The sequence below is a fragment of the Mesorhizobium sp. B2-3-13 genome, from assembly GCF_006442195.1.
GTDB lineage: Bacteria > Pseudomonadota > Alphaproteobacteria > Rhizobiales > Rhizobiaceae > Mesorhizobium > Mesorhizobium salmacidum.
On record NZ_VFVQ01000004.1, the window covers coordinates 84,457 to 107,520 of the forward strand.

Below are 23,064 nucleotides of genomic sequence, written 5' to 3' on the forward strand. Positions count from 1 at the left end.
CGCCATTCTCCAAGCGGATGTTGCGGTGCACCTAAATTAAACGGCTATCGAACGGTCAGAAGAACGCCTGTATCCCCGTCTGCGCCCGTCCCAGGATCAGCGCGTGCACGTCATGCGTGCCCTCATAGGTGTTGACGGTCTCCAAATTCTGCGCGTGGCGCATGACGTGGTAGCCGATCTGGATACCGTTGCCGCCATGCATGTCGCGGGCCTGGCGGGCGATGTCGAGCGCCTTGCCGCAATTGTTGCGCTTGACGATCGAGATCATTTCCGGCGCCATTTTGCCTTCATCGAGCAGACGCCCGACGCGCAACGAAGCCTGCAGCCCCAAAGCGATCTCGGTCTGCATATCGGCGAGCTTCTTCTGGTAGAGCTGCGTGCCGGCCAGCGGCTTGCCGAACTGCTTGCGGTCGAGGCCATACTGGCGAGCGCGATGCCAGCAATCTTCCGCCGCGCCCATCGAGCCCCAGGAAATGCCGTAGCGGGCCCGGTTGAGGCAGCCGAACGGTCCGCCGAGCCCCTTGGCGTTGGGCAGCAATGCTTCCTCGCCGACCTCGACGCCTTCCATCACCACTTCACCGGTGATCGACGCCCGCAGCGACAGCTTGCCCCCAATCTTCGGCGCCGACAGCCCCTTCATGCCTTTTTCCAGCACGAAACCGCGGATCTCGTCCTTGCCGTTCTCGCCCTTCAACTTCGCCCAGACGACGAACACGTCGGCGACCGGCGCATTGGAAATCCACATCTTGGAGCCGGTCAGCTTATAGCCGCTGGCGGTCTTTTCCGCGCGCGTCTTCATGCCGCCGGGGTCGGAGCCGGCATCCGGCTCGGTCAGGCCGAAGCAGCCGATCCATTCGCCGCTGGCTAGCTTCGGCAGGTACTTCTTGCGTTGTTCATCCGAGCCATAGGCGTAGATTGGATACATCACCAGCGATGACTGCACCGACATCATCGAGCGATAGCCGGAATCGACGCGTTCGACTTCCCGCGCTACCAGCCCGTAGGTCACATAGTTGGCGCCGAGACCACCGAACTCCTCCGGGATGTTGATGCCGAGCAGGCCAGCCTCGCCCATCTCGCGGAAAATCGCTGTGTCGAAAGTCTCGTTGAGATACGCCTCCTCGATGCGCGGCGCGAGCTTGTCGGCGGCAAAGGCCGCCGCGCCGTCGCGCACCATGCGTTCGTCTTCCGAAAGCTGGCCCTCGATCAGGAACGGGTCTTCCCAGACGAATGCATTCTTGTCGGCGGCCATGGCTTGATCCTCAGAAGGGTGAAGCCCGGCTTATCGGCCCATGGCCTGAAAAAATCAAACGAAATTGCTTCACCGATCAATGAGCGTTAGGAATGGATCATGAGTGTCCAGCGTCGCCTTTTACCCAACATCAGCGCCCTTGCCGCCTTCGAGGCGGTGGCCCGGCTTGGCAGTTTCACCGCTGCCGCCCAGGAACTGGATCTAACCCAGGGCGCCGTCAGCCGGCAGATCAGCTTGCTGGAAGATCAGTTCGGCCGCCGATTGTTCGAGCGCGACAGCCGCAACGTCCGCCTGTCGACGGCAGGCGAAATCTACGCCGAGGCGGTACGTTCGGCGCTTGGCCAATTGCGCGACGCAGCGCTTGGATTGATGAGCAATCGGCATAGCGGCATCCTGAACCTGGCCATATTGCCGACCTTCGGCACGCGCTGGCTGATGCCGATGATCCCCAATTTCGTCGAAAGCAATCCCGACATCACCATCAACTTCGTCACGCGCGTCGGCCGGTTCGACTTCGCCAGGGAGAGGTTGGATGCAGCCATCCACTACGGCCTGCCGGACTGGCCGGACGCCGACTCGACACTGCTGGTGCGTGAGACGGTGGCACCGGTGGTGTCGCCCGAGTTCCTCGCCGGCCGCGCCATCGCCACGCCGGCCGACATCGGTCGTTTGCCGCTGCTGCATATGACGACGCGCCCCGGCGCCTGGACGGAATGGTTCGAGCATCAGGGACTGAGCGCGCCGACCGGGCCGGGCATGCAGTTCGAGCAGTTCGGCACCGCCGCCCAGGCTTGCATGGCGGGGCTCGGCGTGGCGCTGTTGCCGCTGCTCCTCATCGCTGGCGAATTACAGCGCGGCCAGCTTGTGCCAGCACCCGGCCAGCCGATGCAAAGCCGCAGCGCCTATTACCTCGTCATTCCCCACGACAAGCGCGGCTATCCACCGGTTGCCAGCTTTCGAGATTGGCTGCTAGGCCAGCTCGAGAAGGAGCCGGCTGTTCTGGCGTGGTAGCTATTTCCGCTTCAGTGCGTCCGCCAGCGCAGCGCCGAACGCACCTTGCTGTGCCGGCCGCTCGGGCTGGCGCTGCGGCGCCGGCGAGCGTGGCGCCGGCCTGCCGCCGCCATTGTCGCGCGGCCCGCTCCTCGGCGCGCCGCCCTCACCGGCATCCCTACGCATAGAGAGCGCGATGCGCTTGCGCTTGATGTCGACATCGACGACGCGCACCTTCACCACGTCGCCGGCCTTGACCACCTCATGCGCGTCCTTGATAAAACGGTCGGCCAGTTGCGAGACATGCACCAGCCCGTCCTGGTGGACGCCAATATCGACGAAGGCGCCAAACGCCGCCACGTTGGTAACGGTGCCTTCCAGCAGCATGCCGGGCTTCAAATCCTTGATGTCGTCGATGCCATCGGCGAAGGTCGCGGTCTTGAAGCCGGGGCGCGGGTCGCGGCCGGGCTTTTCCAGCTCGGCAAGAATATCGCGCACCGTCGGCAGGCCGAAACGCTCGTCGACGAAGACGCGCGGGTCGAGCGCCTTCAGCGCGGCGCTGTCGCCCATCAGCGAACGCACATCGCGGCCGCAGGCGGCGACGATCTTCTTGGCCACCCCATAGGCTTCCGGATGCACCGACGAGGCATCGAGCGGCTCACTGCCATTGGCAATGCGCAGGAAGCCGGCGGACTGTTCGAACGCGCGCGGCCCAAGCCGCGCCACCTTCAGCAGGTCCTTGCGGCTGGCGAACGGGCCGGTCGCATCGCGATGCGCGACGATCGCCTCGGCAAGCGACGCCCCGAGGCCCGAAACGCGCGCCAGCAAGGGCGCCGAGGCGGTATTGAGGTCGACACCGACCGCGTTGACGGCGTCCTCGACGACAGCCTCCAGCGAACGGCCGAGCCGGTATTGGTCGACATCGTGCTGATACTGACCGACACCGATGGATTTCGGCTCGATCTTGACCAATTCGGCTAGCGGATCCTGCAGGCGCCGCGCAATCGACACCGCGCCGCGCAGCGACACGTCGAGGCCGGGAAATTCCGCCGCCGCCGTCGCCGAGGCCGAATAGACCGAGGCACCCGCCTCGCTGACGATAACCTTGAGCGGCTTCGGGCCTGAACCCGCTGGCATGTCCGACAGCATGTCCGCCACCAGCTTCTCCGTTTCGCGGCTACCGGTGCCGTTGCCGATCGAGATCAGCTCGACCTTGTGCTGGCGGATCAGCGCGGCAAGCTCGGCCTGCGTGCCGCGCACATCGTTCCGCGGCGGGAACGGATAGACCGTCGTCGTCGCCAGCAGCTTGCCGGTGCCGTCGACCACCGCAACCTTCACGCCGGTGCGGATGCCGGGATCGAGCCCCATCGTCGGCCGCGAGCCGGCGGGAGCCGCCAGCAGCAAATCCTTCAGGTTTCGGGCAAAGACATGGATCGCCTCTTCCTCGGCCCGCTCGCGCAGGTCGCGCATCAGATCGAGCGTGAGGTGCAACGACAGTTTTATCCGCCAGGTCCAGCCGGCGACCTCCATCAGCCAGCGGTCGCCCGGCAGGCTGGCGCCGATGGCGTAGGCATTGGCGATCATCCGCTCGACCGGCTTCACCGGTGAGACATCGTCGGCGTCGACCTCGATATCGAGCGACAGCACCTCTTCATTGCGGCCGCGCAGCATGGCCAGCGCGCGGTGGCTTGGCGCCGTGGACCAACGCTCGACATGGTCGAAATAGTCCGAGAATTTCGCGCCGGCCTCCTGCTTGCCGTCGACCACCCTGGCGCGCAGGAAGGCGCGCTCCTTCATGTAGCCACGCAGCTTGCCGACCAGATCGGCATTTTCCGCGAACTGCTCCGACAGGATGTCGCGCGCGCCATCGAGCGCCGCCTTGGTGTCGGCCACCTCTTCGGTGACATAGGCGAGCGCGACTTCCGCGGGCACCAACGAGCGGTCGTTGAGAATGGCTTCGGCGAGCGGCCCCAGCCCGCGCTCCCTGGCGATCTCGGCCTTGGTGCGGCGCTTCGGCTTGTAGGGTAGGTAGATGTCTTCGAGTTCCGCCTTGGTGGCCACCGCCCCGATCTTCGCTTCGAGGTCTGGCGTAAGCTTGCCCTGCTCGCGGATCGAACCCAGGATGGTGTCACGGCGGGCGTCGAGTTCGCGCAGATAGACGAGACGCTCGGCAAGGTCGCGCAGCTGCGTGTCGTCCAGCCCGCCGGTCACCTCCTTGCGGTAGCGTGCCACGAATGGCACCGTCGCCCCCTCATCGAGCAGTCCGATCGCCGCGGCCGCCTGTTCGGGCCGCGCCTTGATTTCGGCTGCGATGATGGCTGCGATGCGCTTGATGTCGGATGCCATGTCGTTCCCACTCTCGTCGAAAAGAGCGGCGACCATAGGCGCAGAGATCAGGTCCGCCAACCACCGCGTTTTCAATGGCGGCGGAGGTCCACAGGAAAGCGCGGGCGATTGGATTGTCCGGGCTGGTCAGACCATGCGGCTCAGCACTTCGAAAAAGGCAACGATTTCGAGGTCCAGTGCATCGTCGACCGGCTCCGGCTGCGACGACATCTTGGCAATGACCACTTCGGTCCTGGGGTCGACATAAAGCCATTGCCCATGAATTCCGATGCCGCAATAGGCGCCATTTTCGAAACCGGTCTGATACCATTTGTTGCGGTAACGGCCGTTCGGGAACAGCGGCAGCATGGCGCCGCGCTGCCAGGCTTCCGAGCTGCCGCCGGTGCTGGTGGTGTCGCGCACCCAGGCCTCGGGCACGATGCGGCGGCCATTGGCCGTGCCGCCTTGCCGCATCATCTCGCCGATGCGCGCCAGGTCACGCGGCGTCACCGAAATGCCGCCTGCGGTACGTGCCGTGCCTTCCATGTCGACACCGACGGAGGCCTCACTGACGGCGCCAAGCGGCAGCCACAGTTTCTCACGCATCAAGTCGCAGAAGCGCTGCCCTGAAGCGCGTTCCAGGAGAAGGCCGAGCAGGTCGGAATTGGGCGAACGGTAGCGGAAGGTCTGGCCATGCGGCTCGGCAAGCCGCTGCAGGGTCAGGATGAATTCGCGCAGGCTTTCGGTGCCGCCGCCGGGGTTCCACAGCGTCGCGCGGCGATAGCGGGCAAAGGCGCTTTCCGGATCGAGATAGGCTTCCTCGAAATCGAGGCTGACGCTCATATCGAGCACATGCCGCACGCTTGCATCGCCATAGGCCGAGCCGGCTGCTTCAGGGATATAGTCCGTCACCGGCGCTTCCGGATCGAACACCCCCTCGCCTTCCAGTATGCCGGCGATGATCGCCGTCACCGACTTGCTGACCGAGAAGATGATGTGGCGCGCGCCGAACTCCATATGCGGCGCGAACCAGTCGCCAATGATCTTGCCGCCTTTCATGACCGTCAATGCGTCGGTGCTGGAGCGGACGAGAAACTCGGCCACCGTCTCCGGCGCGCTCGCGACCGTGACTTTTTCCCCGAGCAAGCCGTCCATGTCTCGCTGAGGGACTTCCACGGCGCCGGGCGCTGCCGCCACACGGGCGGTAGGCACCAGTTCGCCGAGATTCTGGAACGACCACCGATTGAACGGGGCCACGCGCCAGTTGGCGAGCAGCACCTCGTTACGGCGGAATCCGTATCGAGTCTCGAACGCGGTCTTGCCGGTCATGGCGTTCCTCCCAGTCCATTGGTCTTGAAGCTCAGGCAAGCGCCGCTGCGATGGCGTGCACGGCCTTCAGCGTTGCCACGGAATAGGCCGTGTTGCTGAAATCCGGGTAGGTCGACAGCTTCACCACCACCATTCCTGTGTTCCAGTCGATATGGATCAACTGTCCAAACACGCCCCGGCACATCAGGGCGCGCGAGCTGGGATCCTCGATCCAGAACTGGTTGCGGTAGCTGCCCTCGGGCAGGCTGGCGGAGAAATCCGGACCATGCTTGCCAGTGCGCGTCGCCTCGATCCAGTCGGCCGGCACGATGCCGCCGCCATTGTCGAGGATCAGCTGGCCGAAGCGGGCGTAGTCGCGCAGCGTCGCGTTGAAGCCGCCATCGGCGAGCGCATAGCCGGCGCTGTCGACGGTGAAGCAGGCGCTTTCGTCGGCACCGAGCTTTTGCCAGAGTTCCTCGGAAACCAGCTGCGCCAGCCGCTTGCCCGTCACCCGTTCCATGATGAAGGCGAGCACGTCCGTCTCGATCGAGCGATATTCGAACGCAGCCCCATGCGGGCGCACCGTCTCTTTCAAGCCCAGGATCAGCTCGAACATGTGCGAGGGCCAGCGAAAATCCGGATTGCTGCCCGGCGGCACCGGCTTCCAGCCGGTGGCGACATCGACCTGGCCGATGTCGGAATAGCGGTCGGTGTATTCCTCTGAGAACCGCACGCCGGTGGTCATGTCGAGCACATGCTGGACGCTGGCGCCGGCCCAGCCGGTCGCGCTCAGTTCCGGCAGGTAGTCCGTCACTAGCTTCGCCGGATCGATCAGGCCGCGCCCCGCCAATATGCCGAACACCGAGCCGGTGACAGACTTCGCCATCGACTGCGACAGATGCAGCGTGCGCTCGTCCATGCCGTTGAAATAGCGCTCATAGGCTATCCTGCCGTCCTTGAGCACCAGGAGGCCGTCCGTATAGGTCTCGTCGAGCAGACCGGCGAGCGTCGAAGGCCTGCCCCCGCTGTCCTCGACCGCCAACCCGTCGAGATCGACCTCGGCGCGTTCGAGACGGTGGCGATGGCCAGCGCCGCGCCAGACTTCGACGGTCGGCAGAATTTCCCTGATGTGCTGGAAAGCCCAGCGGTTCCAGGGCGCCCTGTCCCAGTCGAGCTTGGGGGGCACCATGGCGGGCGGCGAACCCTGCATGATCGGCGGCCGCGGATCGCTGTTGCGGTAGGAGTCCATGAAGGGCCATTCCCGGAAAAGAAAAGACCCGGCGGCATGTGCCGCCGGGCCCTTGTGTCTGTGACTATTTCTGCAGTTCGGTCCAGATCTTGGTGTAAATGTCCTGGATTTCCGGAGCGCACATCTTCTGCAGTTCGCCAAGCGGCTTGGCGTCCGCCGGAATGACGACTTCCGGCGCGTCCTTCATGTCGGCCGGCATGTACTTGTCCGAACCGGCGATGGCATTGGCGTAGCGGTGGAAGGCCGAGAGACCCGCCGCATTTTCCGGATCCATGATGAAGTTCTGGAACAGCTTGGCGTTCTCGACGTTCTTGGCCTCCTTGAGAACGACGACGTTGTCGCTCCACAGGCCATAGCCTTCCTTCGGATAGTTGAAGTGGATGGCAGGATTGGCCAGCCGCTGGCGCAGGGCCGAACCGTTCCAGTCGCTGGTTGCCTTGAAGTCGCCGGCGCCCATCTTCTCGATGGTGTTGTATTCCATCGAGATCCAGTTCGGCTTGGCCGCGACAAGCGTATCGCGCACCTTCTTCAGAACCGCCTTGTCGTCGGTGCATTGCTGGCCACCGAGATACTTGATCGCCGCGAAGATGACGTCATTCATCTCGGGAACGACGTTGACCTTGCCCTTCAACTCGTCAGGCGTATTGAAGATGATGCCCCAGCTATTGGTCGGGCCCTTGTAGGCGTCGGTGTTGACGACGACGCCGATCGTGCCCCAAGCCCACGGAACGGTGTATTTGCGGCCTGGATCGAAGTCAGGATTGGCCCATTCGGGCGCAATGTTCTTGGCGTTCTCCATCTGGCCAGGGTCGGTCTCCTGGACGAGGCCTTCCTTGATCCAGATCGGCACGTAGGTCTGCGAAGGCACCGCGATGTCGAAGCCGGTGCCGCCCTGGCGGACCTTGGCCAGCGCGGTGTCGTTGGAATCGTAATCGGTGATGGTCACCTTGATGTTGTATTTGGCCTCGAACTTCTTGATCACGTCGGGGCTGGTATAGTTGCCCCAATTGTAGATGTTCAGTTCGCCATCGGCGCGGGCGATGCCCGTCGAAGCGAGCAGCGCCAACCCTATGGCGCTCGCTGTTGTCTTCCAGTTCATGGTTTTAACTCCCATTATCGGTTTCAGTCTCGTTTCCTGCTGACGAAGAAAAACAACGTGACGATCGCGACCGAAAGCAGCAGGAAGGCGGTCGATATCGCGTTGATCTCGGGCGTTATGCCGCGGCGGATCTGGCCGAGCATGTAGGTGGGCAGCGTGTCCTGGCCGCCCGATTTGACGAACTCGGTGATGACGACGTCATCGAGCGAGATGACGAAGGCCAGCATCAGTCCGGCCAGGATACCGGGCCACAAAAGCGGCAGCGTGATGCGACGAAAGGTTTTCCACGGCGGGGCGTAGAGGTCGGCCGCGGCGCGTTCCAGCGTCAGGTCCATATTCTCCAGCCGCGCCCGTATCGGCAGGTAGGCAAAGGGAATGCAGAACGCCGTATGCGCGGCGACCAGGTAGCCGATACCGGAATAGCCGGTGAAGATCTTGATGCGCGAGAAGAAGATCAGCAGCGCCACGCCGGTGACGATCTCGGGCACCATCAGCGGCTGGTTGATCGCCGCGTATTTGAAGGTGAGGCCGGGATAGGACGCCGTGCGTGTGGTGGCTAGCGCGGCCATGGTGGCGAAGATGGTCGACAGCACCGCCGCGATGGAGCCGATCTGGAACGAACGCAGCGTCGCGTCGATGACCTGCGTGTTCTGGTATGCCGACTGGAACCATTTCAGCGAAAAGCCACCCCATTCGGATGTCGAGCTCGCCGCGTTGAAGGCGTAGATGACCAGCACGATGATGGGCAGATAGAGGATGACAAAGCAGGTCGCCGCGATCGCTGTGAAGCCGGTCTGATGCTTGATGGAAAAGTTCTTAGCCATGCCGCATCCCCGACTTGCCGGCATTGCGCACATAGGCAAGCAGCGCCACCATGACTATGATCATCACCGTGATCGACAGCGCCGAGCCCAGCGGCCAGTTGCGGCCCTGTCCGAACTGCAATTCGATCAGGTTGGACAGCATCATGTTCTTGCCGCCGCCAAGCACGCTCGGCGTCACGTAGGCGCCCAGTGCCGGAATGAAGACCAGGATCGAGCCGGCGATGACGCCGGGTTTGACCAGCGGGAAAATGATCTTCCGCAGCACCTTGAAGCGTGTCGCGTAAAGGTCATAGCCAGCCTCGACCAGCCGGAAGTCGAGCTTCTCCATGCTGGCATAGATCGGCAGCACCATCAGCGGCAGGTAGACATAGGCCATGCCGATCAGGATCGCCGTGTCGGTGTAGAGCATCTGGACCGGCGCCGAGACGATGCCGAGCTTGAGCAGGATCGTGTTTACGATGCCTTCGTTGCGGATGATCTGCAGCACGGCGAAGGTGCGGATCAAAAGGTTCGTCCAGAACGGGATGGTGATCAGGAACAGCCAGAGATCCCTGGTCTTTTCGCTGCGCGTCGCCATGAAATAGGCCGTCGGGAAACCGAGCGCCAAGGTGGCGAGCGTCGTCACCACCGCAAGCTTGATCGAGCGCCAGACGATGGTGACATGCGCCGCCGCGAGCGACAGCGTGTCGTCGAAAATATCGCGTTCCAGGAAGACCGATGTCCAGGCGTCGGATGAGAACTGCCATTTCACGTCGCCATAGGCGCCGGGGGTGAGGAACGAATAGACCAGCACGATCAGCAGCGGGCCGGTCGCGGCAAACAGAATGACCAGCAGCGCCGGCGCTGACAGAAGCCAGCGGTCACGGACATCGCGCCGTTCCGCTGCCTTGGCGACTTCTTCCGCGGTCGCCATCAGTCCCTCAGCACTTGCGCGGCATCGTTGCCGATCATGATGCCAACCTTGTCGCCGCGCTCGAAACCGCAGCCGGCGCTGCGCGTGTTCTGCTGGCGCACGGTGAAGGCCTCGCCGCTGTCGAGATGGACATGGATATGCGTGTCGGTGCCGAAATAGACGATGTTCTCGACCGTGCCCGACAGGTCGCCCTTGTCCTTCGACAACTTGGCATGCTCGGGCCTCACCACCACGGTGGCGTTTTCCTTCGGCTGGAAGCCTTCGGCGACGGTGGCATCGATGACCGCACCGGATTTGAGTGTCGCGCGCGCTTTGCCATTGCCGGCGCCTGAAATGGCGGCGGTGAGGAAATTGGTTTCGCCGATGAAGTCGGCCACGAAGCGTTCCGCCGGCTTGTCGTAGATGTCCCAGGGCGAGCCGACCTGCAGGATCTTGCCCGACGACATCACCGCGATGCGGTCCGACATCGTCAGCGCTTCTTCCTGGTCATGAGTGACGAAGATGAAGGTGATGCCGGTTTCGTTCTGCAGCCGCTTCAACTCGATCTGCATCTCCTTGCGCAGCTTGTAGTCGAGCGCCGAGAGCGGTTCGTCGAGCAACAGCACTTTCGGCTGCGGCGCCAATGCCCTTGCCAGCGCCACGCGCTGCTGCTGGCCGCCCGAAATCTGGCCGGTGCGGCGGCCGGCCAGCGCTTCCATCTTGACCAGCTTCAGCATCTCGGTGACGCGCGCCTTGATCTCGGCCTTCGGCCTGGCCAGCATTTCCAGGCCAAAGCCGATATTGTCGGCGACCGTCATGTGCGGGAACAGCGCGTAGGACTGGAAAACGGTGTTGACCGGCCGCTTGAAGGGCGGCAATGGCGCGATGTCCTGGCCGTAGAGCAGGATCTCGCCGGCGGTTGGAAAGTCGAAGCCGGCGATCAGCCGCAGCAAGGTGGTCTTGCCGCAGCCGGATGGTCCCAGCAGCGTGAAGAACTCGTTCTCGCGGATGGACACCGAAACCTTGTCGAGGGCAGCGACCTGCCCCTCACCCGATCCGAAAATTTTGCTGACGTTTACTACCTCAATCGCATTCCGATCCGGTTTGTCCGGCACGATTACGCCTCACTGTTGACCCCGCTCTTGCTGGCGGAGCTTGTCCCCTGTTGGATGTGACCACACGGCCGGTAGGTTGGCAAGCCCGGCATTGAATCACAGTTCAGTCAGTCTTTCAGCCAGCAAGCCTCATGCCATTATCGGGCCTGATAGGTGATCTTGCCGCCGCAGATCGTCGTCACCGGCCGCAGCTTGTGCAGATCGGCCGGCGCCGTCTTCTCGATATCGGCCGACAGCACCACCAGATCCGCCATATAGCCTGATTTCAGCATGCCTTTGCGGTGCTCGGCGAATTCGGCATAGGCGCCCTCGACCGTGTAAGCTGCGATCGATTCATGCAGCGAGAAGCGCTGGTCCGGGTCGCTTTCTGCCCACGGTTTGCGCAGCACTGCCGCCTGGATGCCCAGGATCGGATCGATCGGCGACACCGGCCAGTCCGAGGCGAACACGACGTGGGCGCCGGCGTTCTTCAAGGTCCGCCAGGCATAGCTCAGCGGCCAGCGGGCCGGGCCGATGCGCGACACGGTCGGCTCCAGCGGAAAATCCATGGCGCCGGGCGGATGCGGCGGCTGCATGGAAGCGATGACGCCGAGTTCCGCAAAACGCGGCACATCCGCGGTGGTGGTGACCTCGATATGCTCGACGCGATGCCGGCTGTCACGCTTGCCATTGGCTTTTTGCGCTGCCTCGTAGCCGTCGAGCACGGCACGCACCGCGCCGTCACCGATCGAATGCACCGCGATCTGCAGCCCGCGCCTGTCGACGGCGACAGCCAGATCGATGAACTGCTGCGGCGTGAACAGCGGCTCGCCGACCCAGTCGGGCCGATCGGCATAGGGCTCGACCATGACAGCCGTCCAGGAATCGAGCACTCCGTCGTAGAACACCTTGACCATGCCCGATGACAGCCACTCGCTGTTATAGCGCTCGGCCATCACGGATGCCTTGTCCAACATGTCGAGCGTCATGAAATTTTTGTAGTGGAAAGGGATCTGCACGCGGCAGGGCAGGCCTTCCCCGGCCTCGATCTCGGCCAGCAGTTCGAGCTGGTAGAGATTGCCGTCCATGTTCTGGATCGAGGTGATGCCGTGGCGCGCGCACCAGGCAAGCCCGCGCCGCATGATATCGCGGTCGGCGGCGCGTTCGGCGGCCGAAGGCATCGGGTCGGGCTCGCCGCCGGTCGCCAGGCCCAGCCGCACGCGGCCTTCGCCGGCAAGGTCGAGAACCGGGCCGAAGGCCTCGCCCTCGCGCAGTTCACCCGCTGCCAGGCCATCGTCGCCCATGACAATCTCATTGCCCGGACCAAGCGTGCGCCCATTGAGGATGCCGGCCATTTCAAGAGCCTTGGTGTTGGCCCACATCGTATGGTGGTCGGGCGCGGCCATGACAAAGGGCCGGTCCGGCAGGATCGCATCGAGATGATGACGCGTCACCCGCTCGTCGTCGAGCACGGTGTAGTCGACGCTCTGCCCGACCAGCATCCGCGCGTGGGGGTGCGTCGCTGCATAGTCGCGGATCGCCTTCTGCAGCGCCTCGAACCCATGCACGCCGGCCAGTTGCAGATGGGCAAGCTCGGCGGCGCCCGAAAACAGATGCATGTGGGCTTCGATGAAGCCGGGCAGGACCGATCCGCCAAGCGCGTCGATGACCTTGGTACCCGATCCCTTGAACTCTTCGATGGAGGTGCGGCTGCCGATGGCGATGATGGCGCCGTCCTTGACGGCAACGGCCTCGGCGGCGGGATTGTCACCGTCCATGGTCAGCACGCGACCGTTGACGACAATCAGATCCGCACTACCACCCGCACCCGTGACCGACATCGCGACTCCGCGTTTTTTGACGACTGACTGAGACCGGCAAAGCTCGCGTCCAACGACCTGCGCACCACGGCGCGGCGCTATCGGACAACGAATGATGCCAGTGCGCTGTCTTCGAAATTCCCCTTGTTATCCCAAGAGACAGCGTGGATAAAGAATGCGACTGATTATTCGCGTTTGTCAACATGCCGGATTTAGAATGTATTGTGGACAGAAGCGCTTCGCTTGTGTTGGGACCAGGCGGGAACGAGGGCATCAAGCAGTGAAGCGCAGTCTCGACCGCAAAACCAGGATAGCGCTCGAGCCGCGCAAGCAGCCGCGGCAACAACGGTCCAGCAAGGTCGTCGACAGGATTCTCGACGCGGCGCTGATCCTGACGCGGGAGCAAGGAACCAAGACGCCGACGACGCTCGCCATCGCACAGCGCGCGGGGCTGTCGGTCGGTTCGATCTACCAGTACTTTCCCAACAAGGAAGCCATTCTTCTGGATCTCGCCCGGCGCTGGCTGTCATCCTTTCCCGAGGTGATCGCTAGGCGCATCAAGGTCGCCCCGCCCACCAACCGCGAAGAGTTCCGGCGGGAAGTGCGCAAGCTCTTCATCGACACATCGAAGCTCTATCTCGAAAACGCCACCCTGATGCCGGTGATCGAGGCCATTTCAGGCAATGCGGACCTGCGGCCGATCCAGAACGAATATGACGACCAGATCATCGCCCTTTATGCCGCATGGCTGCAGCATGTGAACCCGGCACTCGAAGGCAAGATCGCCAGCCGGCTCGGGGCGGTGATGATGGAGGTCGGGCATGCCTGCAGGCTCGTGGGGTTGAAGAAGGACCGCAGGACATTCGACCTCATCGAGGACGATGTCGAAACCATGTGGCTCGCTCTGCTGAGCCCCTATCTCAATCTTGGCTGACCGGTTTCAACGCAATTCCGGACGGAAAACCGCTTCCCACCTATCCCGGAATTGCCTTAGTTGCGCACTTTGAGAGGAATTTCATGAAGACTGTCTATTCGCCGCTTCACGCCGGCCATGCCGGCCAAATGGAACTGGTTACCTCAGCCATCGTGCCCGGCTTTGAAAAGCCCTCGCGCGCGGAGTTCATCAAGGCGCGGGTCGAAAGCGAGAAGCTCGGCCCGATCATAGCACCGGTCGAGCACGACCTTGCCTCCGCCAAGCGCGTCCACAGGGCCGACTACATCGACTTCCTGCCGACCGTCTGGCCGCAATGGGTGGAATCCGGCTTCACGGGCTCGGCCATGCCCTTCACCTGGCCGACGCGCGGCCTGCGCGGCGACGTGCCGCCCAAGCGCATCGATGCCCTGCTCGGCTACTATTCCTTCGACGGCGGCGCCACCTTCGTCGAGGGCACCTGGACCGCGATCAAATCGTCCTTTGACGTGGCGCTGACCGCAGCCGGCCGGGTCAAGGACGGCGAGAGATCGGCCTTCGCGCTCTGCCGTCCGCCCGGCCACCATGCCGGCGCCGGCTTCATGGGCGGCTATTGCTACATCAACAACGCCGCGGTCGCCGCGCAATGGTTCCGTGACCAGGGCGCCAAACGTGTCTCGATCCTCGACGTCGATTATCACCACGGCAATGGTACGCAGGAGATATTCTATGACCGCGCCGACGTGCAGGTTCTCAACCTGCACGGCGATCCGATGGTCGAGTACCCCTTCTTCCTCGGCCATTCCGATGAGCGCGGCGCGGGCGCGGGCGAAGGTTTCAACATCAACTATCCCATGCCCTTCGGCACCGGTTGGGATACCTGGAATGCCTCACTCGAGGATGCCTGCGCCAGGCTCGCCGCATACGCGCCTGACATCGTCGTCGTCTCGCTCGGCGTCGACACCTTCGAGAAGGACCCGATCAGCCAGTTCAAGCTGAAAAGCCCCGACTATCCGAAGATCGGCCGGCGCATCGCCAAACTCGGCCTGCCGACGCTGTTCGTCCAGGAAGGCGGCTATGCGGTCGAGGAGATCGGCATCAACGCCGTCGGCGTGCTGACCGGCTTCGAGGATCGGTAAGCCTGCCAGAAAATCCAGGCGAGCAACGACAGACAGTAAAAGGGCGGCGTGGCCGCCCTTTTTGCAAGCTACGTTGCGATGCCGGTGCTCGGCGCGGCCATTGGCGTGGCTGCCCCGCGTGATCGTCCGAGATAATAGACCGCCGCAGCCGCGACGACGCCGACCGCCAGGATGGCCGCTGCCAGAACCGGCCGATACCAGAACCAGGCAATCGCGATTGTCGTGGCGCCGACCAGGATCGCCAGGAAGAAGGCGATGATGCCGGTTCCCATCCGCGCCATGCTGCCAAGGAACGGAATCACGTCGAGGATCACGCCGATCGGGCTGAGGAACAGCGCAAAGCCGATGGTCAGCAATAAAAGGCCGGCAACGCGCAGCAGCCAGGTAATCAGCGTGTTGGCGCTGACCGCCTCGGCGAACATCTTGTCGGCCGGCACCGAGCCGGTGTCGACCATCAGCAGCGCATCGCCCGCCTGCGTCTGGTAGGGCTCGAATCGGCTGCCGGCCTGGCGCGCCACGATGCTGACCACGCCGAGCGGCGCCAACTCGTAGCCGATACGGTAGTCGCCTAGCGCGGGCGTCGTGTTGTCGCTGCCGAGATAGATCTTCCCATCGATGATGCTGAGCGGCTTCGTTCCGGTGTAGGCGGCCTTGATCGCGGCTGACTGGCTGGCCGACAACGAAAGACCCTTGTCGCCGTCGATGCGACCCAGCACCGGCGTATCGAGATCGAAAGCGCCAAGCTTGCCCTGTGGAATCTGAAAGGCATGGCTGTGGATCGCCATCGGCGGATTCTGATGGCCGTCGGGCTTCTTGAAGTCCGACGAGTCGATCTGGTTGTTGTCCCACACCTTCGAATAGCTGTAGGTCGTCTCCGTCTCCTCGCCGCCGCCAAGCTTCTTGGTGGTTTCCGATTTGGACTCTTCCTTCCACTGATACATCTCGACGCCGCGCGACAGGCGCAGCCCTTGCGCCGCGATGCCGAAATCCGGATCCGCCAAGCTGCTGTCCGCCGTCACTGGCCCGCTGACATGCACCAGTTTCCCTTCATTGGCGGCATCGGAACTATCAGCCTCCACCGAGACCACGGCACCAGAGCCCTCGGCCAGCGAGCGCGCCGTCTGCACCGCACGGCCTTCGTTCCAGAACAGCCCAATCACCATCAGCACGATCAACAGCAGGCCGAAGATAACCCCGCCGACCGCGCGCTTGATCCGCCCGAACCACGAGATTGAAGTAACTTCCCGAAATGAATCGCTCATTGTTTCCCCCGAAACCAACCTTGCCAAGACCCGAGTAGCGCCGCAGCGGATAACCGCATTCCGCGCTGCCGACCTTGCGCTCGACTGCCGGGGTGCCCACCCCTTCGGCACGAGCGAAGCTACCGCAACGGGCCGGACGCTGATATGGCCTACGCGCACAGTCCCGGTATTTTCGCCCCTCAGTGGCTTCGAAAGCTCCCCTGAGTCGCAAGCAGAGTCCCCCAGATTCGATTTTGTCAAATCGCGTTTGATGTCGGATTCATCTGCGGGTAGATTAGACCCGAATCAGCCGGTCCGCGGGGGGCGCGGCGACCACCCAAAGTCTCACGTTCCGGACTTCTCCGGCGCCAGACGCGGATGTTTTCGCGTTCCCTGAATGGATTCCGTCTGATTGGGCGCGGCCCCGCGTCTCGTGTGTGTCTCGTAAAAGTAATGCGTTTTCGGGTTCGGCGGCTGGCTCTCCAGCAACCGGACATCAGCATCGATTCCGGCCAAAAGCAGCAGATGAGCAGTCCCGCCGCGCCTCTTCAATCCGATACATTGGGCTCGCGCCTGACGTCGCGTGGTGATCTCACCAGCTTCTTCATGGAGCTGACCGCCGAGATCGGCGCCGACAGCTACATGCTGGTCGCCATCGTCCATGACCAGGACCGCAACGATGCGCGTATCGTCTCCTCGAACTGGATCTTCGACGCCATCGAGCTGATCGGCAAGCGGCTGATCGCCGGCCTCGCCCAGGGACCACTCACCGCCGCACCCGGTATCCGTCCGACACCGTTGGTGGCGGCCCAGGCGCCGGATGCCGACGGGCTGGTCTCGGGTGAAGAGGCCCGGCTGCTCGACGTGCTCGGCCATGCCGAGATCTATTCACTGCGGCTGAATGTCGGCCGTCAGCGCCTGTTCGCCTTGTTCTCGGCGGTGGCCGCCGGCCGGATCGACCCGCCGGCGCTGATGAAGGCGCAACTGAAATGCTGCTACGCGCTCTCGCACATTCCGCAGTTGATCGCCGCCGCTGCCATGCAGGATCCGCTGTCGGACCGTGAGCGCGAATGCCTGTTCTGGGTCTCGGAAGGCAAGACCACCGACGAGGTGGCCGTCATCCTCGGCGTCTCCTCAAACACCGTCAACAGCTACATCACCCACGCCATCCAGAAATTCGCGGCCAGCAACCGTGCGATGGCCATCGCCACGGCGATCAGGAGTGGCATCATTTGAAACACACCGAGATCAAGGACGCAGCGGAAGCCCTTTTCAACGAGCAGCGCAGCCCTTTCGGCGCCTTCTCGCTGGGATCCGAAACACATCACGCCGTCACCATTCCCGATGCGGTGCGCCGCTGCCGCTGGATATCAGTCGACATTAACGCCTCGGCCTTCGGCCTGTTCTTCGTCAGCCCGTCGCCGGAGCGCGCCCGGCTGGTCCCGTGCTTTGATTCCGATTATCCCAGCGTCGCGGTGGCGTCGAAATTCATTTCAGGCGCCAATGGCGAGGAGATCGTTCGCCATAGCCGGATTTCGACCGAGCCGCGCTGGTGGACGGATGATGGCGTGGCGGCGATGGCCGACATGTTCGGCAATCTGGCCTGGACCGGGCAGATCGCGCCGCTGACACCCGGATCGAGTGGCATTGCCTTTCCCGTCCATGCCGATCGCGGCCAATGCGGCCTTGTCGTCTTCCTGGGATCGGAGATCGCGCTGCCGCAGGATGCGCTCTACGAAATCCACGCTCGCTGCTTTTCGCTGTTCGCCGCCGTCGCGCGGATGCGTCCGGGCGATGTCGGCAGAATGCGGTCGATCTCCAAGCGCGAGCTCGAATGCCTGAAGCTGACCGCCAATGGCAACACCAGCGAGGAGATCGCGCGGCTCCTGAAACTGTCGGTGCACACCGCCAACCAGTATCTCACCCAGTCGACCCAGAAGCTCAACGCCGTCAACCGCAACCAGGCGGTCGCCAAGGCGCTGCGGCTGGGACTTATCGAGTAGCCGCTATCGGCTGACCGAAGCGCTTTAAAACGCCAGCGGTTCGACCTTGCGGATACGAGCCTGTTCGATCACCGCCTCCAGCAGCGCCGTATTGTGCTGGGGGTCTTCGCCCGGTTTTTCAAACGACACGTAATTGACCACCACCGTGTTGCCGGTCTCGTTCAGCGTCAGTTGGAAATAGACGGTCACGCCGGGTGGCCTGAGCTCCAGGTCGAGCACGATGCGCGGGCTGCCGCTCCAGTCGACATGCGCCTCGCCGCCATGGCCGAGCCGCAGCGTACCAGGCATGAAGAACAGCTCCGCCGCTGAATCGACCAGATCCGACAGGCAGGCGAAGTGCTCCAGCCGGATGAAAGCGATATAGTCGGCGACGTCGATCAGCCTGAGTTCCACCACCACCTGCTCGATGGCGCTGGCGACGATGATCTCGCGGGATTTTGCGTGCGGTTGACGGTTCATGAAATCTGTCTGCGCTCAGCCTTTTTCGAGTAGACGATCCGCACCAGTTCGGCGACGGCCTGGTAGAATTGCGACGGGATCACATTATCGACCGAAACTTGCTTGTACATGGAGCGGGCGAGCGCCACGTCCTCGAAGATCGGGATGTTATGCTCCTTGGCGATCTCGCGGATTTTCAGCGCCACGAGATCCTGCCCCTTCGCCACTACGAGCGGCGCCGAGTCCTCGTCGCGCACATATTTCAGCGCGATCGAGAAGTGGGTCGGGTTGGCGATAACAAGCGTCGCGCGCGGCACCGCCGTCATCATCCGCTTGCGCGCCCGGTCTCGCGCCAGCGAGCGCAGCCGCGACTTGACGATCGGATCGCCCTCGGACTGCTTGAACTCGTCCTTGACCTCCTGCTTGCTCATGCGCAGGTCCTGCTTCCAGTGGAAGCGCGACCAGACGATGTCGATCGCCGCGATCAGTCCCATGACGAAGACGATCGCCACCAGTATGTCGATGGCGATGCCGCGGATGACGAGGCCGAAAGCGACCGGATTGGTGATCATCCCGGCAAGCAGCTTGCGGTGATCCTCCGACAGCGTGAAGGTGAGCACGGCGATGGCAAAGCCGACTTTTGCGAGGGACTTCAGGAACTCGACCCAGCCCTGGACGCCGAACATCCGGTTCCAGCCCTTGACGATCGAGATGCGTGACATCTGCGGCCTGATCCGCTCGCCGACGAATTGCGGCATATTCTGCAGCACCGAGGCGCCGATGCCGGCAACGGTGAGCAGCACCAGCAGGCTGAGTACGGCGCTGCCCACTTCCAGCATGACGAGCTTGTAGAGCGCGATGACATCGGTCTCGGTGTCCATCGGCCAGGCTTCGGGCTTCTCGAGGAACATCGACAGGAACATGCCGAGCTCGATGATGGCGTCCTTGGCATAAAAGACCGTGAAAACGAGTATGGCGACAAAGGAGGCCAGGATCGCGGTTTCCCTCGAATGGGGCAATTTGCCCTGTTCGATGGTATCGCGGATCTTCTTTTCCGTCGCCTCTTCGGTTTTCGAGTCCTTGTCGACGGCGTCGGACATGCCTTAGGCGGCGTTCTGCGTCGAGGGAAGTTCGAAGGCGCCTTCGCGCGACAGCCGGATCGTCGTCGTCACGATCGTCTTGCGTGCCGCCATGATGTCGGCGGCGGGCACACCCTCCGACCCTTGCCCGAGTTCGGCCTCGATCATGCGCCGGGAGCGGGCGCCGATCGCCGACAGCACCGCTTCGGCCAGTGCCGCCGACGTGCCGCGCAGCGCCAGCGTGACAAGCTCGGTCGATAGCCCGTCGAACAAAAGCACGCGCGCCTTCTGGGTGAGCAGCGGCAAATCGTCGAAAGCGAACAGCCGGGCCCGAACACCGTCGAGGTCGGGCGTGCCGGCGGCTTCGAGATCCTGCATGACCTCATCGAGCAGGGGCTTTTCCAGCTCGTTGAGCACGCTGGCGACGCGCGCCTGCCCGGCCGAAGTATCCTTGGTCGTGGTGTCCGACAGCACGCTGGCGCGCAGCCGGTTCTCGACGATCCTGGTGGCGGCGGCCGGAACATTGGCCATCGTCACCATGCGCTTGATGATTTCGCCGCGCATCGGCTTCGTCAGCGTCAAAAGCACGCTCGCCGCCGCTTGTGGCGCCAATTTCGACAGCACCATGGCCGCCGTCTGCGGATGTTCGCCCGCGAGGAACGCGCCAAGCCGCGAGGGCTCCAGCTTTTCGAGATCGGGCCAGATCGGCGGTGGCCCTTCGGGTGCCGCCTCGGGCTTCTTGTTGCCCATGATGGCGTTCATCTCTTCGGGCGAGAGAGACTCGTTGAGGATGGTATCCATCCTGTCGGCGGAATCGAGCAGGCCCGCGCCCTCGGTGAACTCGGCCTCGAATTCGGCGACGATGCGCTCGAGATCGCCTTGCGGAATGGTCCTGAGCAGCCGGGCGCCCTCGATCAGCGCCTTCAGCTCTTCCTGCTTGAAGAATTTCAACAGGCGGCTGGCGGACGGTTTGCCCATCGCCACCAATATGGCTGCCGCCTTCTGTGCGCGCGTCAGGGTCGTCAGCGGCGTTGTCATGCCTTTCGCCTCCGCTGCCATCGGCAAGCCCCGCCAGCCATGTCTAGGCGCCCTTCGTGCCGGCGATGATTTCGGTCAGCCTGATGCCGAAGCGCGAAGGGTCGCTTTCGAGCACGGTGATCTCGCCGCGCGCTATTTTGCGGCCGTTCACCACCACGTCGACCGGCTCGCCGATGCGCCGGTTGAGCGCGACCGTCGACCCCTTCTGCAGCGCCATCAGATCGGCAACCGCCATCTCGGTGCTGCCGAGAATGATCTGGACATCGACTGGGATGTTCATGATGACGCTCGAATTGGCTGCCGCGCCGGCCCTGAACGCCGCATCAGGGCGTCGCTCTTCTTCGTGCAGGACCCCGCGCAATTCCTCGATGGCGCGATCGAGCTGCTCGTCCGGCTGGTCGAGCTCTGGTTCTACCTTGGTCTTGGCCATGCGTCGTCTCCAAAAGCTCAGGCGCGCCCGGCACCAGCCGGCATGAGCCCGTCGATAAAGTCCTGCCCGGCATCGAAAGGATGTCTGATTCGGACGGTGTAATTCTGCCCCAGTTTGCCGAACTCGCATACGAACAGCGTCTGGCCGCGCGCGCCGAGGCGGGCGCGCGATTGCGCCGTTTCTTCGAAGTCGATGACCTGGCCTACTTCGAGATTGGCGAGGTCTCCGAGCGTCAGCCGTGCCAGCGGCATGGTGGCTTCGAGCGCCACGGTCGAGCGCATCACCTCTTCCGAAAAGCGTGCCCGCCAGCTGGTGCTGTGATCGTCGTCGCTGACGCTTGCCGTCCCGTCGCGGCCGGCCAGCACGATACGCTGCGGCATCGTCACCGTGATCGAGCCGCTGTCGACCGGCGTCGAGATGCCGAGGACGATGCGGATCGCGGCGCCGTCGCGCAACACGTGTCGCCTGGCCTCGATGCCCGACATGGCCCGCGGCGCCGGCAGCCGCAGTTCGAGCGAGCGCCGCCCCGATCCGTTCAGAGCCTGTGCAACCTCCTGGAACACCATGGTCGAGACATCGGCCTCGATCGACGACAGGTCGCGCTCGATCGGCGACACCGGCATGTCCGGATCGCCGCCGAACAGCGTCGAGACCATGATCGCGATCGCGGGAGCGTCGATGACGAGGGTCATCGCGTCCGAGGACGCCGGCGAGCCGACGACGGTCATGGCGAAATTGTCGCCGGCGCGCGAGCGCGCCTCCGGGACGCGGCTGACCTCGACGGTCTTGAGGTCGACGATTACGGGAATGCCGAGCTCGCCCGAGATCGCCTTCTGCAGCAGCGGCACGGCGCGTTCGGCCATGGCACGTCCGGCGTCGATGACCTGATCGGCCTCGCCGCTGTCGCCGACCAGACGCTCGATGATCAACGAACGCGCTTGCGAGGGGCTGCCCGGACTCGTCATGACAGTTTTGGCACCGGTCTGTCGCGCATCGCTCAGGCGGCCTTCTTCTCGGCGCTGCCGGTGTTCATCGTGCTCTGTTCGACGGCGTCGATGCTCGGCCGCTCATAGGAGGAGATAGTCTTGCGGCCGAACTCGATCGCCACCTGCGGCAGCGCGCCGTTCATGTAGGCGAGCAGCGTCTGCTTGACGATGATGTAGAGGCGGTTCTTCTTCTCGCGCACCGTCTTGATCTTGGTGGCGACAGGTCCGACCACCGCGTAGGACAGGAAGATGCCGAGGAAAGTGCCGACCAGCGCAGCGCCGATCAGGCCGCCGAGGATTTCCGGCGACTGGTCAAGCGCACCCATCGCCTTGACCACGCCGAGCACGGCGGCGACGATGCCGAGCGCCGGCAGGCCGTCGCCAACCGCGACCAGCGCGTGATAGGCCTTCATCTTGTCGGACTTGATGGTCTGGATTTCCTCGTCCATCAGCGCCTCGATTTCATGCGAGCGGGCGTTGCCGATGATGATGATGCGGCAGTAGTCGCAGATGAAATTCATCAAATCGTGGTTCTTGAGCACGGTCGGAAAGGCCTGAAAGATCGCCGATTCCTCCGGATTGTCGATATGCGCCTCGACCTCGCTGCGCGACTTGGAGCGTAACTCGCGCATCAGGCTGTGCAGAACGCCAAGGGTTTCCAGATAGTCCTGCTCCTTCGGCACAGCCTGTTTGAAGGCCTCCAGTATGCCTTTGCCGGTATCCTTGACCGTCTTCATCGGATTGGCGACCAGGAAAGTGCCGAGCGCGGCACCGCAGATGACCACGGCTTCCCATGGCTGCACCAGCACGTGCAGATGCCCGCCCATGGCCATGAAGCCGCCAAGGACGCAGCCAAGCGTCACCACAAGTCCAATCAGAATGCCCACGACCGGTCCTTCCGCATTTCACGTCGGAGAATGGATAGTCCCTGTGCCTTGTGTGAGGCT

The 23,064-nt window shown here is 63.4% G+C and carries 21 protein-coding genes; 5 read left to right on the forward strand and 16 right to left on the reverse strand.

Annotated features, from left to right (window positions below; genetic code table 11):
- Positions 1–55 precede the first annotated feature (55 nt).
- Positions 56–1,252 carry an acyl-CoA dehydrogenase gene (locus tag FJ941_RS06610; RefSeq protein WP_140504092.1) on the reverse strand — a complete coding sequence of 399 codons (1,197 nt, stop codon included), beginning with the start codon at positions 1,250–1,252 and terminating at the stop codon, positions 56–58.
- Positions 1,253–1,351: 99 nt separating this feature from the next.
- Between FJ941_RS06610 and FJ941_RS06615 the strand changes: the two genes are divergently transcribed.
- Positions 1,352–2,263 carry a LysR family transcriptional regulator gene (locus FJ941_RS06615; RefSeq protein ID WP_140504094.1) on the forward strand — a complete coding sequence of 304 codons (912 nt, stop codon included), beginning with the start codon at positions 1,352–1,354 and terminating at the stop codon, positions 2,261–2,263.
- On the opposite strand, the gene FJ941_RS06620 is transcribed toward FJ941_RS06615, so the two are convergent.
- From FJ941_RS06620 to FJ941_RS06655, 8 genes are all read right to left on the reverse strand, one after another.
- Positions 2,264–4,588, reverse strand: coding sequence for a Tex family protein (locus FJ941_RS06620; protein WP_140504095.1), 2,325 nt, complete (start codon positions 4,586–4,588; stop codon positions 2,264–2,266).
- Between the two features lie 126 nt (positions 4,589–4,714).
- Positions 4,715–5,896, reverse strand: coding sequence for a serine hydrolase (locus FJ941_RS06625; protein ID WP_140504097.1), 1,182 nt, complete (start codon positions 5,894–5,896; stop codon positions 4,715–4,717).
- A gap of 31 nt (positions 5,897–5,927) precedes the next feature.
- Complete coding sequence (locus FJ941_RS06630; protein WP_140504099.1) at positions 5,928–7,124, reverse strand: serine hydrolase; 1,197 nt, start codon at positions 7,122–7,124, stop codon at positions 5,928–5,930.
- Positions 7,125–7,188: 64 nt separating this feature from the next.
- Complete coding sequence (locus tag FJ941_RS06635) at positions 7,189–8,223, reverse strand: extracellular solute-binding protein (RefSeq protein ID WP_140504100.1); 1,035 nt, start codon at positions 8,221–8,223, stop codon at positions 7,189–7,191.
- Positions 8,224–8,246: 23 nt separating this feature from the next.
- The gene (locus tag FJ941_RS06640) at positions 8,247–9,047 is read right to left on the reverse strand and encodes an ABC transporter permease (RefSeq protein ID WP_140504102.1); all 801 of its coding nucleotides are present in this window, start codon (positions 9,045–9,047) and stop codon (positions 8,247–8,249) included.
- Positions 9,040–9,960: an ABC transporter permease gene (locus tag FJ941_RS06645; protein ID WP_140504104.1), complete on the reverse strand. Its 921-nt coding sequence runs from the start codon at positions 9,958–9,960 to the stop codon at positions 9,040–9,042. The genes FJ941_RS06640 and FJ941_RS06645 overlap by 8 nt, the downstream gene beginning before the upstream one ends.
- The gene (locus tag FJ941_RS06650; protein WP_140504106.1) at positions 9,960–11,054 is read right to left on the reverse strand and encodes an ABC transporter ATP-binding protein; all 1,095 of its coding nucleotides are present in this window, start codon (positions 11,052–11,054) and stop codon (positions 9,960–9,962) included. Before FJ941_RS06650 ends, FJ941_RS06645 begins: the two co-directional genes overlap by 1 nt.
- A 137-nt stretch (positions 11,055–11,191) precedes the next feature.
- On the reverse strand, positions 11,192–12,874 hold the full coding sequence (locus tag FJ941_RS06655; RefSeq protein WP_140504108.1) for an amidohydrolase: 1,683 nt from the start codon (positions 12,872–12,874) through the stop codon (positions 11,192–11,194).
- A 259-nt stretch (positions 12,875–13,133) separates the two neighbouring features.
- On the opposite strand from FJ941_RS06655, the gene FJ941_RS06660 reads away from it, so the two are divergent.
- Positions 13,134–13,787, forward strand: coding sequence for a TetR/AcrR family transcriptional regulator (locus FJ941_RS06660; protein WP_140504110.1), 654 nt, complete (start codon positions 13,134–13,136; stop codon positions 13,785–13,787).
- A gap of 83 nt (positions 13,788–13,870) precedes the next feature.
- Positions 13,871–14,902, forward strand: coding sequence for a histone deacetylase family protein (locus FJ941_RS06665; protein WP_140504112.1), 1,032 nt, complete (start codon positions 13,871–13,873; stop codon positions 14,900–14,902).
- A 68-nt stretch (positions 14,903–14,970) separates the two neighbouring features.
- Here FJ941_RS06665 and FJ941_RS06670 read toward each other — a convergent pair whose 3' ends face one another.
- Complete coding sequence (locus tag FJ941_RS06670; protein ID WP_140504114.1) at positions 14,971–16,164, reverse strand: TMEM43 family protein; 1,194 nt, start codon at positions 16,162–16,164, stop codon at positions 14,971–14,973.
- A gap of 504 nt (positions 16,165–16,668) precedes the next feature.
- On the opposite strand from FJ941_RS06670, the gene FJ941_RS06675 reads away from it, so the two are divergent.
- Together FJ941_RS06675 and FJ941_RS06680 are read left to right on the forward strand one after the other, a co-directional pair.
- On the forward strand, positions 16,669–17,379 hold the full coding sequence (locus tag FJ941_RS06675; RefSeq protein WP_140504115.1) for a helix-turn-helix transcriptional regulator: 711 nt from the start codon (positions 16,669–16,671) through the stop codon (positions 17,377–17,379).
- Positions 17,376–18,146, forward strand: a complete 771-nt coding sequence (locus FJ941_RS06680; RefSeq protein WP_140504117.1) for a helix-turn-helix transcriptional regulator — start codon at positions 17,376–17,378, stop codon at positions 18,144–18,146. Before FJ941_RS06675 ends, FJ941_RS06680 begins: the two co-directional genes overlap by 4 nt.
- A gap of 24 nt (positions 18,147–18,170) precedes the next feature.
- Here the strand turns inward: FJ941_RS06680 and FJ941_RS06685 are convergent, their stop codons facing one another.
- The 6 genes from FJ941_RS06685 to motA are packed head-to-tail and all read right to left on the reverse strand — an operon-like array spanning position 18,171 to position 23,004.
- The gene (locus tag FJ941_RS06685) at positions 18,171–18,605 is read right to left on the reverse strand and encodes a hypothetical protein (protein ID WP_140504119.1); all 435 of its coding nucleotides are present in this window, start codon (positions 18,603–18,605) and stop codon (positions 18,171–18,173) included.
- Complete coding sequence (gene flhB / locus FJ941_RS06690) at positions 18,602–19,684, reverse strand: flagellar biosynthesis protein FlhB (protein ID WP_140504120.1); 1,083 nt, start codon at positions 19,682–19,684, stop codon at positions 18,602–18,604. Before flhB ends, FJ941_RS06685 begins: the two co-directional genes overlap by 4 nt.
- 3 nt (positions 19,685–19,687) lie before the next feature.
- A complete protein-coding gene (locus FJ941_RS06695; RefSeq protein WP_140504122.1) occupies positions 19,688–20,701 on the reverse strand; it encodes a flagellar motor switch protein FliG in 1,014 nt (337 codons plus the stop codon).
- Positions 20,702–20,744: 43 nt separating this feature from the next.
- A complete protein-coding gene (gene fliN, locus FJ941_RS06700) occupies positions 20,745–21,131 on the reverse strand; it encodes a flagellar motor switch protein FliN (protein ID WP_140504123.1) in 387 nt (128 codons plus the stop codon).
- Positions 21,132–21,148: 17 nt separating this feature from the next.
- Positions 21,149–22,096, reverse strand: a complete 948-nt coding sequence (locus FJ941_RS06705; protein WP_140504125.1) for a FliM/FliN family flagellar motor switch protein — start codon at positions 22,094–22,096, stop codon at positions 21,149–21,151.
- A 32-nt stretch (positions 22,097–22,128) separates the two neighbouring features.
- Entirely contained in the window at positions 22,129–23,004 is an 876-nt protein-coding gene (motA, locus tag FJ941_RS06710; protein ID WP_140504127.1) for a flagellar motor stator protein MotA, read from the reverse strand.
- Between the last annotated feature and the right edge of the window lie 60 nt (positions 23,005–23,064).

Coding starts and splice junctions, on each gene's coding strand:
- FJ941_RS06610 (WP_140504092.1), bottom strand. CDS start 1,252: ATGGCCGCCGACAAGAATGCATTCGTCTGGGAAGACCCGTTCCTGATC.
- FJ941_RS06615 (WP_140504094.1), top strand. CDS start 1,352: ATGAGTGTCCAGCGTCGCCTTTTACCCAACATCAGCGCCCTTGCCGCC.
- FJ941_RS06620 (WP_140504095.1), bottom strand. CDS start 4,588: ATGGCATCCGACATCAAGCGCATCGCAGCCATCATCGCAGCCGAAATC.
- FJ941_RS06625 (WP_140504097.1), bottom strand. CDS start 5,896: ATGACCGGCAAGACCGCGTTCGAGACTCGATACGGATTCCGCCGTAAC.
- FJ941_RS06630 (WP_140504099.1), bottom strand. CDS start 7,124: ATGGACTCCTACCGCAACAGCGATCCGCGGCCGCCGATCATGCAGGGT.
- FJ941_RS06635 (WP_140504100.1), bottom strand. CDS start 8,223: ATGAACTGGAAGACAACAGCGAGCGCCATAGGGTTGGCGCTGCTCGCT.
- FJ941_RS06640 (WP_140504102.1), bottom strand. CDS start 9,047: ATGGCTAAGAACTTTTCCATCAAGCATCAGACCGGCTTCACAGCGATC.
- FJ941_RS06645 (WP_140504104.1), bottom strand. CDS start 9,960: ATGGCGACCGCGGAAGAAGTCGCCAAGGCAGCGGAACGGCGCGATGTC.
- FJ941_RS06655 (WP_140504108.1), bottom strand. CDS start 12,874: ATGTCGGTCACGGGTGCGGGTGGTAGTGCGGATCTGATTGTCGTCAAC.
- FJ941_RS06665 (WP_140504112.1), top strand. CDS start 13,871: ATGAAGACTGTCTATTCGCCGCTTCACGCCGGCCATGCCGGCCAAATG.
- FJ941_RS06670 (WP_140504114.1), bottom strand. CDS start 16,164: ATGAGCGATTCATTTCGGGAAGTTACTTCAATCTCGTGGTTCGGGCGG.
- FJ941_RS06675 (WP_140504115.1), top strand. CDS start 16,669: ATGAGCAGTCCCGCCGCGCCTCTTCAATCCGATACATTGGGCTCGCGC.
- FJ941_RS06685 (WP_140504119.1), bottom strand. CDS start 18,605: ATGAACCGTCAACCGCACGCAAAATCCCGCGAGATCATCGTCGCCAGC.
- flhB (WP_140504120.1), bottom strand. CDS start 19,684: ATGTCCGACGCCGTCGACAAGGACTCGAAAACCGAAGAGGCGACGGAA.
- FJ941_RS06695 (WP_140504122.1), bottom strand. CDS start 20,701: ATGACAACGCCGCTGACGACCCTGACGCGCGCACAGAAGGCGGCAGCC.
- fliN (WP_140504123.1), bottom strand. CDS start 21,131: ATGGCCAAGACCAAGGTAGAACCAGAGCTCGACCAGCCGGACGAGCAG.
- FJ941_RS06705 (WP_140504125.1), bottom strand. CDS start 22,096: ATGACGAGTCCGGGCAGCCCCTCGCAAGCGCGTTCGTTGATCATCGAG.